The sequence below is a fragment of the Microbacterium sp. HD4P20 genome, assembly GCF_019449275.2.
In the GTDB taxonomy this organism is placed as follows: Bacteria; Actinomycetota; Actinomycetes; order Actinomycetales; family Microbacteriaceae; genus Microbacterium.
The window spans coordinates 120,874-140,362 of sequence record NZ_JAHZQZ020000018.1; the positions used below are offsets into that span (position 1 = coordinate 120,874).

Below are 19,489 nucleotides of genomic sequence, written 5' to 3' on the forward strand. Positions count from 1 at the left end.
ACTCAGCGGCGGGCGGTGCGAGCCAAGCCGATGGCGACGTCGAGCGCCCGCTCGGACTCGGCCTCGACGTCGGGTGCTACTCCGGTGTGGTCCCAGTTCGTCTTCGTTCGCGGATCGATCGGCGCACCGGTCGAGATGTACACCGCGAACCCGGTGCTGTCGAGGAACGACTCGACGGGGTTGGCCGCCCCGGCGGTGAGCTCGCCGATCAGCGTCGCCCGCTTCGTCGTTTGCAGGGCGTAGGCGAAGCTTTCGGCCGCAGAGGCTGTGCCCGGCCCGATCACCGCGAACAGCGGCATCCGTTCCAGACCCGCGAGAGCAGGTTCGGGTTGTGACCACGAGATCACCTCGGGGTGCTCGGCGCTCTGGAAGGTGACGATGGCGACCGGTTCGGGTCCGAGGAACGGTCCGAGCACGTACTCGACCATCGAGGGCCAGCCGCCGGGGTTGCTGCGCACGTCGACCACGGCAGCGTCGCACTGCGACAGCTGGTCGAGCGCCTCCCTGGCCTGGCGCGCGGCATGCTCGTCGTCGGCATCGTCGAACAGTCGGATGGTGAGGATGCCGACGCTTCCGTCGCGGCGGAAGCTGATAGTCGTGTCGTCCCGTTGCGAGGCCCTTCGGAGCGGCAGGTCGGTGGGAGCGCCCCACGTCACGGAGAAGTGGCGGTCGTGCTCCCGCAGCTGCTGCGTCAGCTGGCGGCTGAACTCGACGGTCGTCAGCCCTTCGTCGGCGATCGGTCGCTGCCGCAGTTCTCGCGCGCACACGGCTGCGACGTCGGCGAAGACGTAGTGGCGCTCGATGAGCGCCGAGATGCCGTTGAGCGCGTCGCGCTGATCGGCGGCCGACATCCGCCGGCTCGGCGGCGCGGCGTCGGGGCGCTCAGTGAGGTCGAACCGCATGCGGGGGAGTGATCGACCCGGGATCGAGCCGCTCGGCGACTCGCCGATGACGACGGCGCCGTGGCGGCGGTAGAAGTCGGCGGCGTAGGGGTCGGCATCCAGGAACAGCTCGGTGAATCCCGCGCGCGCCGCCTGGGTGAGCGCGTGCTGTAGTAGCAGTCCGCCGAGCCCGGTGCCGATGTGGTTTGGATCGACGAACAGCGCGTCGAGCTCACCGCGGGGTGCGTCGCCATCGGTGGCGTAGAAGCCCAGGATGCCGCCGTCTTGGGCCGCGACGAAGACCCGGCCCGATGCGCATCGCTCGGGCGTGTAGGTCAGTTCGGCTCTGCACTGCTCGAGGAACTCCGGCGAGTAGCCCCAGTGCGCCTTGGACCGCAGCGCCAGGGACGAGATCGTGTCGGATTCGCTGGCGAGCGCCGGTCGGATCGTCAGTTCGGTCACTTCTGTCCTCTCTCAGCCCTCCGCCGCCGATCGACGTCGGCCGCGGACGGCGGCCTCGACCATTCTGCGATGGACGGGTCGAGACGCGGTACGTCGGAGAGCGACATCGGATGCCGCCCGGCCGGCGTCGACTCGCGGGCGCCCGGGAGAAAGTTGCCTCACGAGGCGATCCTCCGAAGTTCGGCGGGGCTTGGGCCGGTCCTCGAACCCGCCCGGTGTCACACGAGGTACGGGTCGACGAGCAACGGTCCGCGGATCTCTCGCAGCGTGTCGATGAGGCTCTCGAGCGCTTTCCTGTTCCACGTCGACACCTGCAAGTCGTAGGGGCCGAGCGGCTCGAGCTTGCCGGTGCGGATCCGCACGACCTCCCACTTCGCAGCGCGAAGCGCCCGGTCTTTGCGACGATCCGCATCCTCCCGTTTGCCGACATGCTCGAGGCCGTGCCGGCCGGTGGTGTCGTACTCGACCGCAATGCGCAGCTCGGGGAGCAGAATGTCGGGCCACACCTCCACGTGGTCGAAGAACGGCCGAGCGACCCGCACGGCGTTCAGCCCCTGCGTCCCCGACAGGCGTGCGAACAGGTCGGCACGCAGCTGCGCTTCGATGGCGGAGGCCGGTTTCGGCGCACACGCCGAGTGGAATGCGTCGCCGACCGGCAGGTCGGGTGTCTTCGGGCACACCTGCAGCTTTCGCTTCGGCCTCCTCGGCTGTAAGACCGCGCGTCCCACCGGGTTGGCGACTGCCGCCGGGACGGGGGAGTCCGGAAGGGTCACGACGTCGCGCATCGGCAGAGCCCGGGCCGGGCGGGCGAGCTCGGAGCAGTCCGGGCACCACGCCGAGCGGCGCCGTTCGCGGCCGGGTCGATTGCGCTGCTCCTCGGGGGTGGCGGCGAATCTGTGGCCTGCTTCGCACTGCCACAGCAGCAGCACGTCGGCCGCCGGTGGCACCTGGCTGAGCGCGATGCCGGCATTGAGCTCGGGATGGTACTGGCGAATGAGGGCGGGGAAGGGCGCCCATGCCTCGCGGTAGCTCCCTACCGCGTAGGGGACCTCGGTGCCCTTGGAGAACTGGCGGCGCGCCCACCACAGCTCGACACGCTCCGGCATGGCAGCAGGGTATGCCGGGCCCGCGACATCCGGATCACTCGTGTTCGGGCAGCAGCGGCGTCGACCATCCGGGATCGTGACCCAGTTGCGCGGCTCGAGAGACGGATGCCCCGCCGAAGCGATCGCGCACCGCGTCGAGCACGGTGTCGAGCCGAGCCCCGTCGTCCCAGTCGATCGGGAGCTCGGGCTGGATGCTGTCGGCGCGGCCCAACTGCGACAGGGATACTCCGATCAGCGTGATGCCGCGTGCCGCGATCTGAGGTTGTGCGGCCGCGAGCAACGCCCGAGCGACATCGAGCAGCACCGCCGTTCGGTCGGTGGGGAAGCGGACGGTGCGAGAGCGCGTCGCTTTGGCATAGTCGCCGTAGCGCAGGCGCAGCACGATGGTGCGGCACACCCTGTCGCGCTCCCGCAGGCGGCGGGCGAGCCGGTCGACGATCTGGCTCAGGATGAGGTCGAGTTCGTCGGGCGAGCGCGGCCGGTTGCCGAGCGCCCGCTGAGAGCCGATCGACCCGCGGCGACGCGTCGTATCGACCGGCCGCGGGTCGCGCAGTCGCGCCAGTGCGTGCAGGTGTGCGCCGGTCGCCTTGCCCAGCAGCCGCTCGGCCGTTGCGGCTTCGAGTTCGGCGAGCTGTCCGACGGTGCGGATGCCGAGGCGGTGCAGCTTCTCTGCGGTGACGGCGCCGACACCCCATAGTCGCTCTACGGGCAGGGGGAGCAGGAACGCCTGCTCCTGCTCCGGCTCGACCACGAGGAGCCCGTCGGGTTTGATGACCGCGCTGGCGACCTTGGCGAGGAACTTCGTCCGTGCTACTCCGACCGAGATGGGCAGACCGACCTCCGTGCGGACGCGCTCGCGCAATCGAACCGCGATCTGCTCGGGTGTACCGGCGATGCGCCGGAGCCCTCCCACTTCCAGGAACGCCTCGTCGATGGAGAGGCCTTCCACGAGCGGCGTGGTATCGCGGAAGATCGCGAACACGTCGCGACTGGCGGCCGAGTAGGCGTCCACCCGCGGCGGAACGACCACGGCATCGGGGCACAGCTCCCTCGCCTGCCGGCCTCCCATGGCCGTGCGCACGCCGCGGGCCTTCGCCTCGTAGCTGGCCGCCAGCACCACGCCGCCGCCGACGATGACGGGCCGGCCGCGCAGTGCCGGCGCGTCGCGCTGCTCGACCGAGGCGTAGAACGCATCGAGGTCGGCGTGCAGCACGGTCGCCTCGCCCCGCATCCCGCCCTCCCCGCCGATCGTCTGGTGCGCGGATCATCCCACCGACTGGCGACACGAACCGGATCGCCAAGGGGGCGATGAGGTGCCGTGAGTGTGTTCATTAGGCTCGAGCAGATGCGTGCGTCCGACGAGCTTGTTCTGCAGGAGACGACTGACGCCGCCTGGCTGCCGACCGGTGGATGCGCCCAGGTCGTTCGTCGCCGGTATCCGCTCCGACCGATGTCTCTCGTTCGCCTGCTGCTTCTCATCGACGACAGGGTGTTCTGCCTGCCTCGGCAGGAGACGGGAATGTTGGATCTGCCGACGCGGAGTGTGGCGAACGCTGATGCCGACGGCTCCGAGGCGATCCGTGCTCTCGTCGAAGAGGTGGTCGGCGACTCCGACGCGTGCACGTTCCTCGGTGCCGTGCGCAACATCGTCGACGAACCCACGGTCGATTACCCGTGGCCGACCCCCGTCGCCCATTTCGGAGTGTGGCGTGCCAGTGCCGGTCCCGTGATCGACGGAACGCGGGTCAGTACCAAGGATGCTGACCACGTGCTGGCTGATCGACACTGGTATCCGCTCCTCCGTCACGTCCTCACCGCCGGAGTGTGAGCGAGCCGCGCCATCGGCGCCGGCACCCTACACTCAGGATCGATGACGTCGCACCTGCCTCCTGAACTGCCGATAGATCCGTCGACTGAGCAGATCACCGCGTTCGGCTCGGCTCCCGCTGCCGCAGTCATCGCTGAATGCCTCCGTGTGCAACGTGAGGTGCCCGCGCGCTCCACCGCCGCCCGCATCTTCGGCCGCTCGCCGCTGTCCGATGAATCTCGCCCCTGGTACGTCGGCGCGCTCGGCGAACTCGACGTGGCGCGCCGCTTGGAAATGCTCGGCCCTGACTGGACTGTGCTGCATGCGGTGCCGATCGGAACGAGAGGCAGCGATATCGACCATGTCATCGTTGGCAGTGCGGGCGTCTTCACGATCAACACGAAGTTTCATGAGGACGCGAAGGTCTGGGTCGGCAGCCGGCGGCTGCTTGTGAACGGCCAACGCAAGGACCACCTTCGCAACGCGCGATACGAAGCCGACCGAGTTCGCAGACTCCTCACAACGGCGACCGGTGAAGACCTACCCGTCAGCGGGCTGGTCGTGATCGTAGGCGCGAAAGAGATCACCGTTCGCGAGCAACCGGCCGATGTCAGAGTTCTCCGCGCGACCGACCTCGTGCGTTGGCTACGTCGACAGAAGCGGCGCCTCGAGCCGGAGCAGATCGAGAAGATCGCGGCCATCATGAGTAGACGCGACACATGGACGGCCGCGGCGGCGCCACCCGACAACAGGCCAGAGTTCATTGCGCTTCAGCGCGAGGTGGTCGCAGCGAAGGGTGTGCGGATGCTGTGGGCTGCCGGTGCGCTCCTCGCCGTGATCGGAGTCGCGGCGCCTTGGGCATTCGACTTCTCCGCGCGAGTGCTGGGCGGCTGACTCCACACGACGCCGCCGGAGCCGACTCTCCGCGACTCGCCAGGAAGACGCCGTCAGCTCGGCCTCCCGTTGCACCGCGCTTGACCTTGACGTTGCGTCAATTTCTAGCGTGGTGCAGTAAGGAAGGGAGTTGTCGTGTCCGTCATCGATGCGTCGGAGGGCGAGCTGCGCGGCATACGAGCTGCGCTCAAGGCACCCGCGCGCCGGATGGTCGTCATCGACGATCTGCAGAATGTGGCGACAGCGATACGCGCAGGCGTCGACGTGCGGGTTGTGTTCTCGACGCACGAGTTCGAAGCAGCGGAAGCGTTCGGGCTGCCTGTTCGCCGGCTCACCAAGGGCAGTGCCGTCGGGCTCTTCGGCGCGGAGCGGTTGTCTCGCACGTTCGCCCTTGCTGTCGCACCGAAGGCTGCCTCGCTGGATGATCTTCGGAGACGCTCGGGAGATGTCGTCGTGTTGGACGGTGTGCGTTTGGCCGGGAACATCGGCGCGGTCGTACGCACGACGGTCGCACTCGGCGGAGCGGGCGTCGTGCTGCTCGATTCCCAACTCCCCAGCATCCTCGATCGACGTCTCATTCGAGCTAGTCGTGGACTGATCTTCGCTCTGCCTGTGGTGGCCACAAGTCCGGGCGAGCTTTTCTCGTTCATGCGCAGTGCTGAGCTCCCGCTGTTCGTCGCGGACGCGGAGGGATCGTTGGGCATCGACGCCTACTCTGCGATACCCGGCCGGACGGTGATCGCGTTCGGCAGCGAGCGGCGCGGCTGTTCGGCGGTGCTCCGGGCGGCGGCAGCGGGGAGTGTCTCGATTCCGACCAGTGCCGACGTGGACTCGTTGAACGTCTCGGTTGCCGCCGGGATCGCCATGCATGCACGCCGCCACCACAACAGCACGGATGCGCGTGTACACGCTCAATGAAGTCTGTCGGCGCACGGGAATCAGCGCGAGGTCGCTTCGCTACTGGGAGCGGCTCGGTCTGCTTTCGCCGACCGTGGTGACTGCGCACGGTCATCGCTCCTACAGCAGGCCCGATCTCGAAGTCATCGTGGAACTGCAGATGCTCGTCATCCTCGGGCATACCCTCAGCTGACGACCCGCACTCGGGCACCTCGGCGATGTCTGTCGGCAACTCCTCCGTCACCTCGATACGACGGAACAGTCGATCGCAGACATTCGCGGTGAGATCGCGCGGCTCGTTCGTCCGGAATACGGGATGCCGCGTGACGAAGATCTGCTGGCGGCCATCCGCGCTCTCACCGCCGGAGCGAATCAGTGGCGCTGACCGAAAGCGCTCCGGGCGAGGAACGTTACCAACGGCACATGCCCGATCCCCGGCGTCGGCGTACCGTTCCAGGCACGCACAGAACGCAAGGGAACGAGTCCCGGGATCACACGAAAAGGGGGACTAGCCATGGACTTTCAGGCTCACCGCATCAAAACTGACGACGCGACGCTCGTGGCCGAAATAATGGGCGCATCCGCCGATCCGCCGGTACTGCTGATCGCGGGCACCTCGTGTACCCGCGACTGGTGGCCGCCGGAGTTCTGCCGCCAGCTCGCAGCGAGCCACTGTCGCGTGATCCGATACGACCAACGGGATACCGGAGAGTCATCGCTGTGGCCTGTGGGGGAGCCGGGTTACACACTCGAAGATCTGATGGGGGATGCGGTCGCGATCCTGGACTTCTTCGGCTACGAGCGATCCCACGTGGTCGGGTTCTCTCAGGGTGGCTGGGTCGCCCAGCTTCTCGCGCTCGAGCACCCGCACCGGGTCTCGTCGATGACGCTGATCTCGTCACGTTCGACGGATCACGGCCCGGCAGATCCTGATCTGCCTGAAGTTTCTGATGGGCTGCTGGCCGCGTGGGGGACGATCTCCGAACCGGATTGGGATGACGAGGCCGCGGTCATCGACTACTACGTTGAGAACGAACGAATCCTTGCGGGAGACGAGTTCGATGCGGATGCGGCGAGGCAGATCTGTGCGCGGGCCGTTGCGCGCAGCGTCGACGCGCGGACGGCGGGCAACCATCCCTACATGCAGAAGATTCCGCGGTGGCGGGAGCGTCTGTCGGAGATCCAGGTTCCGACGACGGTCTTCCACGGCGCTCTGGACCCGTTGTTCCCTCTCGAGAACGGGTCGGCTTTGGCGCGAGAGATGCCAGGTGCATCGTTCACGGTGCTGGATGGCATCGGGCACGAGTTTCCGAAGCGGGCGTGGCCGCAAGTGGTCGACGACATCCGCCGGCGCGTCCGAAGCCAGACCTAGAATCGGTGCCCGTGGAGAGACTCGAAACGACTGAGCACAATGCTCATCGGACTGGGATCCGCAAAGACGCGGGAAACGTGAGGTCGGCGAGCGAGGCCACTAACGGGGTGCACCGGGCGGGAGCTCGTCTGCGTTGATGATGTCCGTGCCGATCTCGCCGGTGATGTTCCACCACGTGGGACCCGATTCGTACTGGTCGTAGGTTTCCCAGGCGTCGTTTCGCAGAATGTACTCTGTCGATCCGACCAGCTTGAAGTATGCGAGTGACGAGGCGGTCTCCCTTTTCCAGTATTGCGGTGCCGGCCGAGGCGCTGCGGTGCGGATCGCGTCAGCGAGTCCGTTGTACGGAATCGGGTTCGTCAGGCGAGCGACGGTGGGCAGCGTTAACGAGTCCACATTGAGGCCGACGAGTGTAGAGCGCGGGAGAATGTAGAACTGCCATGCAGCGACGTCGAGCGGGTTGTAATTATCGTGGTGCTGGATCGTGTGAACGGAGAGCACATAGACGTCGGCCTTATAGGTCTTCTCCGCTGCTAGACCCGCTGTGATGTCGCCCCATTCACGGCCGCGAAGGTTGGTGAACTTGATCTGAGACAGCCTGCGTTGCGGCCACGATTGGAGGTATGCAGACGACTTCACCTCGATCTTCACGCCCTCCCAAAGCACGTCGAAGTCGTCCCACTCGACACGTTCGGCAACAACGCCCAGCGAGCGCGCGACCAGGAATTCGGCCAGATATCCGCGTGTGTTGTTAGTTCGCAAGTCCGACATCGCGAATCGCCAGAAGTCCAGCACCGTCGCGCCGCCAGCGCCGATGAACGGCTCGTCGCCCTCGAGTGGCGGCAGCTTCGGCGCATCGATCCATTCGGACGCGCCAGCAGTGTGAGTCATAGGTCGAAGCTACAACGTCGTCAGCGCACCGCAGCGCGAGGCGCTAGCCGGCGGGCGGGTGCTCTCCGATCACTGTGCTCCGATGGGACTCGAGTACGAGTGAGCGATTGCTCAATCAGCCATGAACCTGCAAGAACCGCGCAGTTCCGCGGCTTCCTGAGGATGTTGACGACATCGCGCTCGAGGAAGGGGAAGGGCTATGGACCACTTGCCTGAGTGCCCTACTCTGACGACGAAGGATGCCGCGAAGCTCGGCGGCGCCGACTACCGCACGATCAAGCTCGGCATCGAGAACGGGACCATCCCTACGGTCCAACTCGGCCCGCGCCGGATGATCCCCCGCGTGCCGCTGCTTCGCGCCTTCGGCATCGACGCCTGAGCGACCGATTATGAGGTTCCGCTACGCGAAACGTCGGCTCATTCCCCGCATGGCAGGGGTTGACGTGAGTGGGTGTCGACGGCGGGGATCCTCACCGGATCTCACACATCACGACGCTCTGCGTCAGCCCATCAACGCAACGGTGCCAGCTGCTGACAGCTGGCCAGATGCCGCGGCAGGTTTGGTCTACGCAGCCACCCCGCGGCGACAGCGTTACGCTGTTGCGGCGCGTTTGGTGTCGTCGTGGCAAGTACGTCTACCCCCTGTGGCCACGCCCCTGCATGTCGCCAACCGACGTTCTCATGTGCCTGAACTGCGACGTCACGCGGATGATGAAAAGCGTTCTCAAAACCGAACGAGTAGAGAAGTCGCAAGTACCCCATTGCGGGCGCTGCCGGAGGCGAATCTCCGACTCCGAGCGCAGCACCATGGTGCGATGCGCTGAGGACGCAGAGGCCTTGCAGCGAAGACGCGGAGGGCAGGTATCTGTATCCTGCGTCGCCTACCAGGAGCCAAGCTCGTTCGCGGACGCGATCCCAAACCGCGACCGAAAGGCCGCTGTCATTCTTCGTTCTTCCGGTGCACCTCTCCAAGAAGAGAGTCTGTGTGGCGCGGCTCGCTCTTGACCCCCAAGCGCGCGGGCTAAGGGCTACCTCTGTCCGCTCGATGTCGAAAGTGAGCACCTTACCGCCCGCGCGAAGGACCGAGTTCGCTAACCGCGCGTGGGTTGGCCCGATCAATTGGCGTGGGACTACCCATTGACTCTTCAGGAGCTTCGGTTCGTACCGAGCTCCGTGCAGATGATCTGTGTCCCAGTGGGAAAGAACTACAACGGGTCTCTTACACGTGCAAAACGAAAGCCCCACGGGCACCGTTCGCTTGTTCGGCCCAAAACCTGCGCCCACGTCGAAGTACACACGCGGATGGCCCGATGAATCGACCATAGCAAGGGCCGATCCCTGCCCCACGTCGATTGAGATGACCTGCGATAGAGCTCGCCAGTCAAACGCCGCGGCGATCTCCGCGGCTGTGGCGCTCGGCCACGCGGACATATCGAAGATTCGGTCGAGCAATGCGCCTTGCGCGGCGCTAGCAAGCACGGGAGGCGATACGGACCTCAAGTCCTCGACGTCATCATCGGACGGCTTCTCTGGCCGAATGAACTCCCCGACCAGCGCCGGGGCGATTACAGCATCGCCGGCAGCTGCCAAACGTCTTGCCGTGAAAGTGAGCCAGCGCTCGAACTGCCAACCGTAGTCGGGCGGAGAATTCTGCAGTACGACGATGTACGTTTCAAAACCGTCCAAGAAGTCGTCTATCGCCAAGCGCCCGCTGAACGCTTTCGCCCAGTAATCCGCCGCCTCCCGGGATACGTCCACCAACCTGCGGCCGGAGAATGGTCCCGAATCGGAACGGACAACGTCGAGCACAACCGTCGCTTGCCCGTCAATCTCATCGATCGCTTCGACGCGGGCGAAGAATCGCTCCTCGTCCGCGGCAGGCGCTGACGTTGCATCAACCGACCGACTGGTCATGCGACACCCAGAACATCGGCGGCCTCGGGCTCGCTCAACTCCCGCGGCGCGTTCTTCACGTGCTCAAGATATGTGGCGCGCAGATAGCGACGCACGGCGAGTCTGGGGCCCGTCTCGTTGGGATAGTCGAGAAGGCGTGTGAGCTCGACGGAGGTGTACGGCTCCATGGCGAGAGCGTACCCGGGCTCAGTGCGCGCACCGCGACAAGAGGAGATGTCGTAGAACGGCCGTCAGCGCGGCAGGAGGCGCATCGTTCTGACGAGGAGCGCGCACGGACTGAGGCGCTCCCTCGTCGGGGACTCAGAGTCCTGTCACGGGGCGGGAATCCGCCACGCCCATCGAAGGTTGTACTCCTAGACACTTCAGGCAGCAAAGGAGCGCCATGAACCACGAGGACCCCGACGAGATCGACGCCAAGCGCGTAGTGCAGCGCGTGCTCGGCATCCAGCTTGAGCACGCCGACAAGTACGGCGGCGTTGACTACCGGTCTCTTGACGGGCGCATCGCCGTCGAGGTGACGAGGGTCACCGCGGGAGACCGGCTGAAGAGCCGGAAGGCGATCAACAAGTCTGTAAAGAAGCAGACCCGCACCGCGCCGTTGTCGATGTGTTGGGTCGCCACACCGCCGGAGACCGGCGTGCGCCTGGACAGCTTCGTGCAGACGGTGCAGCCGGCGCTCGCGCAGCTTGAAGCGGCCGGCGTGCACGATTTCGATCGGGAGCGCGACGCTGTCGAGGTCATCCTGCACAACACCGGAACCCAGCACAGCCCGATCGTGGAGCCGCTCATGGTGCTCCTGAACGCCGGCGCCGAGACTGCGGCTGCGGTGCCTCACCAGGAGTACGCCGATGATCCTAACCACGAGCACAGGTTGCACTACGGGCTGGTGAGCCCGTACACGCATCAGGGCAGCGACGACGCTCTGGCGCGAATCCTCGCTGAGCTCCAGGAGAAGACCGACAATCCGAAGAAGCTCGCCGAGTCGGGCGCCGAGGCGCGACACCTGTTCGTCTGGGTCGACGGAGATACCGACCGGGAGATCAGCCGCGCGCTGCACGGCGAGGCACCGTCGTGGGTCTACGACGACAGCTACGGGACACCGTCGACGGCTCCTGATCTCGATCCCGCGATCACCCACCTGTGGGTGGTGCACGAGGGCACCCGTCAAGGCTGGGTCTGGGACGGGGAGAGCTGGCAGGGGCTAAAGGACGTGTGAGCTCAGCGTCTCTGCTGCTCTCTCACGCGGAGGCAGAGTCGCGGCGGTCGCAGGGTAGTTGAAGCCTCAGCCGGCTCATGACCATTGCAGGACACTGCGCGGGCCCGTCGGGCCGGCAGAGAGAATCGTTCTTCTGCGCCGCAGGAGGGCGTGCGTTCAGGTGTCGTCGGCGCCGCTCGCAGCCGTATCCCCGTCCTTGTCCCCGACTATAGGGAGCAGAGCGGCGGTGATTGGCCCCTCTGGAGCGCTGGCGTGCACATCGAGCGCGGCAACGTACCGCGGCGTGAAATCGCCATCCGCGTCGCTGTCATCCCACTCGAAAAGCCGCACGCGCAGCGTGTTCGAGAGTCTGCCCATCAGCACGGACAGCGGAAAGGGGCATCTCAGCAGCAGGTCGACCGCCGCGTTCCCATGCTGAGCGGAAAGCTGACGCACGCGTGCCATCGCCTCTGCGGCGATGCTGCCTGCGTCAGCCGGGTCGATGAGGCCCCCAACTCCATATGCAATCGTGGCGCTCGCGACATACTCGCCCACGTGGTCGGAGAGGAATCGCAGCGGCGCGGCATCGCTTGGGGTAGGAAGGAGGTCGACGTAAGCGACGACTCGCGGACGGCCACCGACCGTGGACTCAGCATCCACCGCGTCGAAAGTGAGCTGAGGCACTGCGGGCACGGCGGCCTCTGTCGTGCTCGCCCATTCGGCGTCGCGCTGGTCGATGACGGTGATGCCGCCGACGCGTGACGACGGCAGCGCGGCCCCGAGCGCGAACCCGACCGAGAGGTGCCCGCCGCCGGAAATGCGAACATCCCGCGCTCCGGTCGTGACGACTGCGTCCGGTAGAAGCGTGAGTGCTCGCCGCAAGTCATCGAGGCCCTCTGAGCTGGGGAGGCGCTCATGAGACGAGCGGCGGACTCGGACATCGAGCTGCGCGCCCGTGCGGTCGTAGACCTGCCCGATGTTGCGCGTCTGAACCGTGAGCTCGAAGAACCCGTTCGCCTCCACGATTGCACGGTGTTGTGCCATGCGGTGCGCGACGGCCGCTCGAACGATGTCGAAAAGCCCGTCATCGGTTACGGGGTTCTGATTCACGCCTTCAAGTTCGCGACGCACGCGCTCGAGGAGCTTGTCTGGTGCGCTGTAGTCGATCTTGCCCGGTGCGCGCTCGATGGCGCTCGCGACCAGCAGTTGGAATCGGTCGTCGCCGCGATGCAGCCTGATGAGCGCGGGCGCCTCGATGGACCTCACAATGGGGCTGTTAGCGATGTCGGGCGTGATGACCAGTACGCCGCCGGACAACCCGTCCGCCAGCGCTTGCTCCAGACGGTCCGCCGTATCGCCGGGCGGGAGGTCATCGACATCGCGCCACACGGGGATACCCGCCGCGCGTAGCAACCATCCGAGCGCGGAGACGGTGTTCGTTCCGTCTGACTGTCGGTACGAAAGGAACAGCGGACCTCGGACGTCGATGTCGTCCTGGCTGACAGGTGCGTTCATGATGCCTCGCCTAAGGGGTCGTGTCGGTGTGATGCACAAGCGGAGGAAGGTCACCAGTCGGAACGATGCGACAGGGCACGATACGGGTGCCGCGCGCCATCGACAACTCCATCGCATACGTCTGGCCTCGACGCCGAGTGATGAGCAACAAGACTGCGCGGCGCATCGCCAGAGCGGTCGTGCGAGTGGTGAGTACGTCGGTGCGGCTCGCCGGCGCGTCGGCGGGATGGGAGTGCCAGTCACCGAGATAGCCGAGTCGCGCATCGAGTCGACGAGCGTCGCGAATCGCGCGTTGAGTGACTCCGCGAGGGAGGATGAACTGGGAAGGGCCTCGCCGTGGCGAGTCGAACTCCCTCACATCGGTCACCCACGGGGAGTTGTCTACTGTCACGCCAATCAGGATGCCGCCGGTTTCGAGGGGGTGCGACCGGGCCGCGTTGACCTGCAGTCGCTCGAGGACCGATTCCGACATGTACACGATCGGCCCATCGGTCATGACACTGCCACCGGGAAGCGGTGTTCGCCGACGACATCGAACGGTGCCTCGTCGAGGGCGCGAAGGATTGTCACCGTATCCGCAGCGCGTCCAGCTCGGCCGAGCAGGAGGTCGATACAAGCGAGCGTTGTTTCAGAGGCAGCACGCAGGACGCTTGCCGGAGGCGCGTTGTGCACGGGTGCCGTGCAGCCGAGCTCGAGGAACCCGAACGATTCAGCTTCGTCGCCAGGCGGGATGGGTGGAAAGTCAGGCGCAGTCCGCTGTATGAGCGGCACGTCTTCATCGATCTGTCGTTGAACGCGGAAGGCGTCGCCGCCACGCGCGAGAGACGCGCTGATGAGCGGGACGTTCGTCTCAGCGCAGGCTGAGGCGATAGCCAGTGTGGCGGCGAAGACCCCCGTGCAGTCGACGACGAGGTCGACGTTGCGCAGCAAAGGAAGAATGTCGTCGGGCCGAAGCGGAACGTCCTCGTGCACCGTCGGCTTGCACCAGGGCGCGATGTCCTCGATGTAGAGGCTCGTGAACCCTGCTTTCGAGTGCCCGACGGAGTGGGAAAGCAGGATGTGGCGCACCAGATTTGTGGAGCGCATGCTGTCGTTGTCGTGGAGACGGAGACGTCCGACACCACTAGTTGCCAACGTGCGCGCAACCTGGCTGCCGAGCGCTCCGACACCGGCGATGAGGACACGCTTGCCGCGCAACTGTGGGGCATCGGGGCCCGCACGACGGAGGCGGCTCTCGGTATCCGAGGGGGAGGTGACGTTCGCGAACGCAGCCAGCGTGCCCTCCGCGCCGGTGAAGGTGAGCACCAGTGCCTCGTACTGGTCGTACTTGGGCCAAGCTAGGACCGCGAAGTCGTAGCCGCCGCTCGGGTGATTCTCTTTGGCGTCACGTCGCCGCTGGAGACCGTTGTCGAGGTTGCGGCACTGCCGAGGTGTCAAAGCGGCTCGGAAGTCGTCGAGCGAGCGCGGGGTCTTGAGCGCGGCGTCTCGGAAGAAGACCGGCCCCGAGAGCAGGTAGCTCTCGGCGGGCCGCCTACTGAGTGTCAGCATCCCGTCGGCACGTCCATGGACCACATGGGTCATTCCGTTGCGTGGGGTGTCGAACAGCGCCGGGATATCCAGTTCCGCAGCGAGGGAGGCGCGCCCAGGGAACATCACCCACGCATCGAGAGCGCGGTCTTCCGGTCGAAAGCCTTGGGCCGCGCTGGCTGCCCAAGCTCCCAGTCGCTCCAAGTACCCACCCCAGGTTTGCGCAACGACCTGCGCCGGGTCATCGTCGGCCCAGAGGCAGATGTATCCCGAGTCCGGCATGACGTGGTCGGACACGAGTCCGGGAACATAGCCGCGTACCGCTAGCGCCGGCCACCCGTCGGGGAAGGACAGCCGCATCTCAGTGAGGTCGGTCAGCGGTCGAAGCGCCTCCGGCAATGGGCCCACCCACCGTGCCTGATGTGTCTCAGACACCGGGCTGAACCCGGCCACAACCAGTTCCGCGCAGAACGCCTCGAACGCGGGCTGGTTGTAGACGTACGGCGCTCTCATTGCAGCGCGAAACCGCGAGCGCGCGTCGGCCCGGTGGCGCTCACGGCGGCCGCGGCCGGCAAGGGTACGCCAGCGCCGCTGCAGCCGTCAGGAAGCGGGAAGACCTGACCGCGGTCGTTCGTGCCGAGGATGGTCCGCCACGTCTTCGCTGCCGCGCACGGCGTTGCTCGAAGCGCCTCCTGCGCGTCCGTCGCGAGCGCACCGAACGTCCGGCTCGCATACAGCCAGTCAGAGGTCTCGAGCGCAGGCTTGAGCGGCGTGCGGAGAATCGGGTCGAGGAGCCCTTCGCTCGCCGCCATGTGAAAGACGCGGGACACTTCGTAGAGCGAAGAAGCAAACAGCTCGGCCCATGAATCGCCGGTCACGCGTCCGCTTTGCCACGCTTCGAACGCGGCGACCTCGACGTACAGGCCGCCCGGCTTCGCTGCGCCAAGATGCACATGGCGGACCTGCCGCAACAGCCGGACGACCGGCTTGTAGGCGTTGCGCCCGTTGACGACCGGGCTATTGGCGCTCGTGGAGAGCGTCTGCGAGGCGTCGCCGAACTCAACAGGGTTCGTCCGCACCCAGCGGTCAGATTCGTTCTGCCAAGTCGAGCGGTCACGATTGGGGATAGCCCAGTCCTTGCCCCACGGAACAGCCGGTACGGCGTCCACGCTGAACGCGAGGTCGGCCTGTGCATTGGGAGCGGCGAAGTCGACCTTCAGGCTGCGCGGCTGCGGGGTCACCCGACCGCCCTCGTCGATGAGTCCGTACGCGGCGATGAGGACCCTCGACACCGCGTCGTAGAGCACTGCAGGGTCGGAGGCAACACCCAAGTTGAGGAACCGAAGGAAGATGTCGACGTCCTTGCCTGGGTATCGAGCGGTTTGGCGACCATAGGACCCGATGAGAAGCGGGGTGATGCCCCAGCTCTTCAGCGTCGCGTCGGCTTCGAGAAGTTCGCGCACCTCGCTGTGAGCAGCGATGGCGCGCTGTTCCTTGTCGTCGCTGATGGTGACGTTGCTGACAGCGTTGCTGAACTGCGCCGGAAGTGTCTCCATGCGGGGGTCTCCTCGGGTTGGAGTGAGGTCAGGCAGGCTCAAAGGTACGACCTGCCCCGGACATCAGTGCGTGCGGGCGCTGCAACAGACTCTCAGTCAGTGTCGCGCAGTTGCGGCAACGCAACTATGTCGCGCGTGTCTCCTTGAACACCGGGCGGGGCCGGCAACACATGCAGGATGCGCTTGAGCCGGCTTCTAAGAGCGGCGCGAAGCCGATCCCCATACGTGCGATGACCGGTTAAGGTACCTGCGCGCCTCACGGGCGGCAAGCGGCTCAATCGGGCCATGGCGAGAGATCTCGGCGGCATTGTCGATGCTCAAAAGGCTGAGATGGGCGTGCCTATCACTCTGGGGTCCCCAAATAGGGGAACGTTCCACGCGGTTGATGACGCGGCACGCGCTTATCGAGTCGATGGCGTTCGTGGCGCTCGGCGTCGTGCTGTCGATCGTCGTACAGGTGTGGGTGACGCCGGGACTCATCGAGCGGTGGATCGCGCGCAACGTGTGGGCGAAGCGGGCGGTGCTCTCGCTCCTGGACATGCTCATCCCGGTGTGCGAGTGCGACAACGTGCCCTCCGCCCGTGGTCTGCTGATCCGCGGGTGACCTACACACATCCCGCATCTGGGTGCATCCAAGCACGGTAGCTCGCCCTTCAGACGCTAGTCTCTGGCAATGGACTGGTGGGAAGCACATGGGCGGGGTGGTCTGCCTGGTGGTGTTCGCAAGATTGGGGAACCGTTCCAGATTGGTTCGCGGCGGTCGGTACAGTCGGAGGGCTACTCGTCGCGCTTGGCATCGTTCTGAATGACCGGCGAACGAGAAGGCGAGAGCTGGCTGAGGCGATCAATGGCGCCTGGTCCGCGAAAGCCACCTCAGAGACGGATTTCTTCGAACTGATGGCAACCATCTACAACGCGGGGAGCAAGCCTGCCCGTGCAGTGGCGGTGCGCACCTACGTTGCTGGTCTTTACGACCGGTCGCTCGAGCTCGTGAAGGATAGCGACGCGCGCGAGCACGACGATGAGCACATGCCTCCAGGAGCGACGCTACGCTTCAGCACTCGCATTACGGGGAGTCTGGCTGATCACATGAACGACGTGCTCCTGACATGTGTCGACGGCAACGGACGTCCCTGGGTTCGGAACCTAACCAAGGGCACTTTGAAAGACGCGGCCAAGGTTGAGCTGCCTGATGGCATGGCGACCTTCGACATTCACGGCGTCTCATTTGGCGATCAGGACGAAGGGAAGACGGACGCCAATCTCGGCACGTGAAGCTCGAAGACATCGCTCTGTGGAGCATAGTCGTTGAGTGGATTGCGGCAGTGGGAACCGTTCAACCTGAGAGTGCTCGTCCTGAGTAGGCGAGGAGTCAGCGGGTTCTGGCGCGTCCATCATCTGGCGCTCTAGCTCATCGGCGCGGGCCACCGCCGCGTGGTGGAGATACTCCAGCCTGTCAATCTGGCCGCTGAACGATGCGATTGATGCTTCTGCTGCTTCGGTATTCTTCTCATACCTGGGGACGGGCCAATCTACTGTGCCGCTAAAGTGCACGATGTGGGAGAAGAAGAAGAAGAAGAAGCTGCCGTCGCGGAGCGCTTACCAAAGGACAAGGGTGCGCGGAAACGTGTTCAAACCCAGGCGGGCCGAGCGCTCTCGAAGGCGAAGAAGATCGCGGGAACCACCGTCTCCGCCACGGGCTCGTTCAAGCGAATCGCCACACCTGGAGCCGGCGCTGCATACTCGGTCCCGAGAGATCCCGTACCCCGACAGCTTGTGCGGACTCAGGCGCTGATCGCGCCGAAGGCATTCGAGTGCGGCGTGTACATCCGCACCGACAGTCCTTACACTGCAGTTCTGATCCTCAAGAACCTCTTCGACTTCGTGGACAACCTTGGCTTTGACGCGTGGGATATCGTCGCGGTTGAACCTGGCTCTGTGTGGACGCGCATCAAGATGTGGGGGCAGAGCGTTGCCGACAAGCGCCAGACTAGAATCATCGCTAGCCAGCTGGTGCAGACCGCCGAAGCCATGACGGTAGACAAAGCTCTGTCGGAGAACACCGAGCGCTACGGGACGTCTGTCGCCGCGCTAGCTGAGGCCATGCAGCACGCCGAGTCCGTGGTGCTCGATCTCGGCCCTTTGCAGTACGCGCAGCTCAAAGATGATCAGGGCAAGATCCACATTCGCAGCCGCGCCCTTGGATCGAAGGACATCGCTGCGCAGCGACTGAGCGACGACCAGCTGAAGCAGCCGCAGAAAGTGTTCGAGATGCTAGATGCCGACAGCAACAGCCTGGGGACGAACTGAGCCACACGCTTCAAATTGTGGTTCTGCTAGTCGATATCATCGGCAGATGAGCATGGCCCCAAGAGTTGAATACGCGATCGCCGAAGGCATTCGCACGAAGGCGGGCTTCGAGAAGGCCACCAACCTTGGGGATGCTTACATCTTGCTGCTCGGCCATTAGCCCACACGAGCAGCGCGGAGCGGCGCGTTGTCGCCCACCCGCCCAGGCCCCGGTCAGCAACGATTCTGCGAAAGGCCGGCCCTTCGATGCGACTGACTTACCCCGTTGAGCCCGACACGCGATGACCCGGTCATCCCGCGAGACGTCAGTACTGACTCCTGCGCCCGTCCGCGATCGCGCGAACTCCTCCGATCAGTCCGGCTGAGCGCTCAGTCAAGGACGCCCGCCCACTCGTCTGACAGGACGTTCCGTGTCCCGGCGTGACCTGCTGGGTAACTCGAGCCGTCCAGCACCTCTCGGGTTAGCTGTTGTCGCGGGCCCAAGGCCGCCCGCGAGCCGGTCGTCAAGCGTGCTCGGCTAGCTACCGGCCCGTAGCGCCGAGAGCTTCTCGCGGATGCTCCGTCGCGTCTTGGGGCTCGGCGGGGTTTCGTCGCGATTCAGCTCCGCATAGTTCGCTTCGATGGCGGCAAGAAGCCGCAAGTACTTCGCCCCGTATTCGAGAGTCTGCCCGTGCGCGGTAATCTGATTCATGAGCGGATCGACGTCGATCGAAGTCGAGTAGATGCCTGTTCTCGACACTTCCACCCCCAGGAGCCACCCGGCGTAGTGAGTGCGCGCGACCCCCTGCCTACTCGCGCTGCCGGGCAGTAAGTCATCGACCGCTTTGCGGACGGATATCGACAGATCCTTCATCGCTTGCTTTAGGGCCGGCGCTTCGCGGACGAGCGCTTCGAGCGCCGCGATCTCCTCGTTCTCGGGAAGCGCATCGTGCCATGCGATGAGATCCATCCCTTGCACGGTCACCAGCACATTCTCGACGTGCGACATGAAGTAGTCGATCTGAGCGGTTCGAATCATCGGCGATGAGACAGCATTTCGGACGAGCGGGCGAGCGTGAGCCCACGCGCTCTCAGCGAGACGGCGACGCTCACGCTTCGCGGCGACAGATTGCATGATCCATAGGCCGACACCGACAAGCGCACCGACTACGGCCGTATTGAT

At 65.4% G+C, this 19,489-nt stretch carries 19 protein-coding genes and 1 pseudogene; 10 read left to right on the forward strand and 10 right to left on the reverse strand.

What is annotated here, in order from left to right; all coding sequences use genetic code 11:
- Positions 1-2: 2 nt before the first annotated feature.
- From K0817_RS13890 to dinB, 3 genes are all read right to left on the reverse strand, one after another.
- Positions 3-1,343, reverse strand: coding sequence for a GNAT family N-acetyltransferase (locus K0817_RS13890; RefSeq protein ID WP_219982121.1), 1,341 nt, complete (start codon positions 1,341-1,343; stop codon positions 3-5).
- Between the two features lie 218 nt (positions 1,344-1,561).
- Positions 1,562-2,449: a zinc-ribbon domain-containing protein gene (locus K0817_RS13895; RefSeq protein WP_219982122.1), complete on the reverse strand. Its 888-nt coding sequence runs from the start codon at positions 2,447-2,449 to the stop codon at positions 1,562-1,564.
- Positions 2,450-2,483: 34 nt separating this feature from the next.
- The gene (gene dinB / locus K0817_RS13900; RefSeq protein ID WP_219982123.1) at positions 2,484-3,680 is read right to left on the reverse strand and encodes a DNA polymerase IV; all 1,197 of its coding nucleotides are present in this window, start codon (positions 3,678-3,680) and stop codon (positions 2,484-2,486) included.
- A gap of 219 nt (positions 3,681-3,899) precedes the next feature.
- Here dinB and K0817_RS13905 point away from each other — a divergent pair, with 219 nt between their 5' ends.
- The 5 genes from K0817_RS13905 (at position 3,900) to K0817_RS13925 (ending at position 7,419) form a co-directional block, all read left to right on the forward strand.
- Positions 3,900-4,277, forward strand: coding sequence for an NUDIX hydrolase (locus tag K0817_RS13905; protein ID WP_219982124.1), 378 nt, complete (start codon positions 3,900-3,902; stop codon positions 4,275-4,277).
- A 42-nt stretch (positions 4,278-4,319) separates the two neighbouring features.
- A complete protein-coding gene (locus tag K0817_RS13910; protein ID WP_219982125.1) occupies positions 4,320-5,150 on the forward strand; it encodes a nuclease-related domain-containing protein in 831 nt (276 codons plus the stop codon).
- 135 nt (positions 5,151-5,285) lie between these two features.
- A complete protein-coding gene (locus K0817_RS13915) occupies positions 5,286-6,068 on the forward strand; it encodes a TrmH family RNA methyltransferase (RefSeq protein ID WP_219982126.1) in 783 nt (260 codons plus the stop codon).
- Positions 6,052-6,240 carry a MerR family transcriptional regulator gene (locus K0817_RS13920; protein WP_253735396.1) on the forward strand — a complete coding sequence of 63 codons (189 nt, stop codon included), beginning with the start codon at positions 6,052-6,054 and terminating at the stop codon, positions 6,238-6,240. Before K0817_RS13915 ends, K0817_RS13920 begins: the two co-directional genes overlap by 17 nt.
- A gap of 321 nt (positions 6,241-6,561) precedes the next feature.
- Positions 6,562-7,419 (forward strand): alpha/beta fold hydrolase, encoded by an 858-nt coding sequence (locus K0817_RS13925; protein WP_219982128.1) that lies wholly within the window; start codon positions 6,562-6,564, stop codon positions 7,417-7,419.
- 99 nt (positions 7,420-7,518) lie between these two features.
- Here K0817_RS13925 and K0817_RS13930 read toward each other — a convergent pair whose 3' ends face one another.
- Positions 7,519-8,310: a hypothetical protein gene (locus K0817_RS13930; protein WP_219982129.1), complete on the reverse strand. Its 792-nt coding sequence runs from the start codon at positions 8,308-8,310 to the stop codon at positions 7,519-7,521.
- Positions 8,311-8,509: 199 nt separating this feature from the next.
- Between K0817_RS13930 and K0817_RS13935 the strand changes: the two genes are divergently transcribed.
- Positions 8,510-8,689 (forward strand): DNA-binding protein, encoded by a 180-nt coding sequence (locus K0817_RS13935; RefSeq protein ID WP_219982130.1) that lies wholly within the window; start codon positions 8,510-8,512, stop codon positions 8,687-8,689.
- Positions 8,690-10,220: 1,531 nt separating this feature from the next.
- Here K0817_RS13935 and K0817_RS13940 read toward each other — a convergent pair.
- Positions 10,221-10,391 (reverse strand): hypothetical protein, encoded by a 171-nt coding sequence (locus K0817_RS13940; protein WP_219982131.1) that lies wholly within the window; start codon positions 10,389-10,391, stop codon positions 10,221-10,223.
- Between the two features lie 215 nt (positions 10,392-10,606).
- Here K0817_RS13940 and K0817_RS13945 point away from each other — a divergent pair, with 215 nt between their 5' ends.
- Complete coding sequence (locus tag K0817_RS13945) at positions 10,607-11,440, forward strand: hypothetical protein (RefSeq protein WP_219982132.1); 834 nt, start codon at positions 10,607-10,609, stop codon at positions 11,438-11,440.
- Positions 11,441-11,596: 156 nt separating this feature from the next.
- On the opposite strand, the gene K0817_RS13950 is transcribed toward K0817_RS13945, so the two are convergent.
- The 4 genes from K0817_RS13950 to K0817_RS13960 form a co-directional block, all read right to left on the reverse strand.
- Positions 11,597-12,934, reverse strand: a complete 1,338-nt coding sequence (locus tag K0817_RS13950) for an SAVED domain-containing protein (RefSeq protein WP_219982133.1) — start codon at positions 12,932-12,934, stop codon at positions 11,597-11,599.
- A gap of 10 nt (positions 12,935-12,944) precedes the next feature.
- Positions 12,945-13,430, reverse strand: coding sequence for a Mov34/MPN/PAD-1 family protein (locus K0817_RS18795; protein WP_219982134.1), 486 nt, complete (start codon positions 13,428-13,430; stop codon positions 12,945-12,947).
- On the reverse strand, positions 13,427-14,239 hold the full coding sequence (locus K0817_RS13955) for a ThiF family adenylyltransferase (RefSeq protein WP_253735397.1): 813 nt from the start codon (positions 14,237-14,239) through the stop codon (positions 13,427-13,429). The genes K0817_RS18795 and K0817_RS13955 overlap by 4 nt, the downstream gene beginning before the upstream one ends.
- Before the next feature lie 731 nt (positions 14,240-14,970).
- On the reverse strand, positions 14,971-16,017 hold the full coding sequence (locus K0817_RS13960) for a nucleotidyltransferase (RefSeq protein WP_219982136.1): 1,047 nt from the start codon (positions 16,015-16,017) through the stop codon (positions 14,971-14,973).
- A 385-nt stretch (positions 16,018-16,402) separates the two neighbouring features.
- Here K0817_RS13960 and K0817_RS13965 point away from each other — a divergent pair.
- The 3 genes and pseudogenes from K0817_RS13965 to K0817_RS13975 form a co-directional block, all read left to right on the forward strand.
- Positions 16,403-16,618, forward strand: a pseudogene (locus K0817_RS13965) (permease); the annotation flags it as partial.
- Positions 16,619-16,914: 296 nt separating this feature from the next.
- Positions 16,915-17,292, forward strand: a complete 378-nt coding sequence (locus tag K0817_RS13970) for a hypothetical protein (protein ID WP_219982137.1) — start codon at positions 16,915-16,917, stop codon at positions 17,290-17,292.
- A gap of 282 nt (positions 17,293-17,574) precedes the next feature.
- A complete protein-coding gene (locus tag K0817_RS13975) occupies positions 17,575-18,327 on the forward strand; it encodes a hypothetical protein (protein WP_219982138.1) in 753 nt (250 codons plus the stop codon).
- A 517-nt stretch (positions 18,328-18,844) separates the two neighbouring features.
- On the opposite strand, the gene K0817_RS13980 is transcribed toward K0817_RS13975, so the two are convergent.
- Positions 18,845-19,315 carry a hypothetical protein gene (locus tag K0817_RS13980; RefSeq protein WP_253735398.1) on the reverse strand — a complete coding sequence of 157 codons (471 nt, stop codon included), beginning with the start codon at positions 19,313-19,315 and terminating at the stop codon, positions 18,845-18,847.
- Positions 19,316-19,489: the final 174 nt, after the last annotated feature.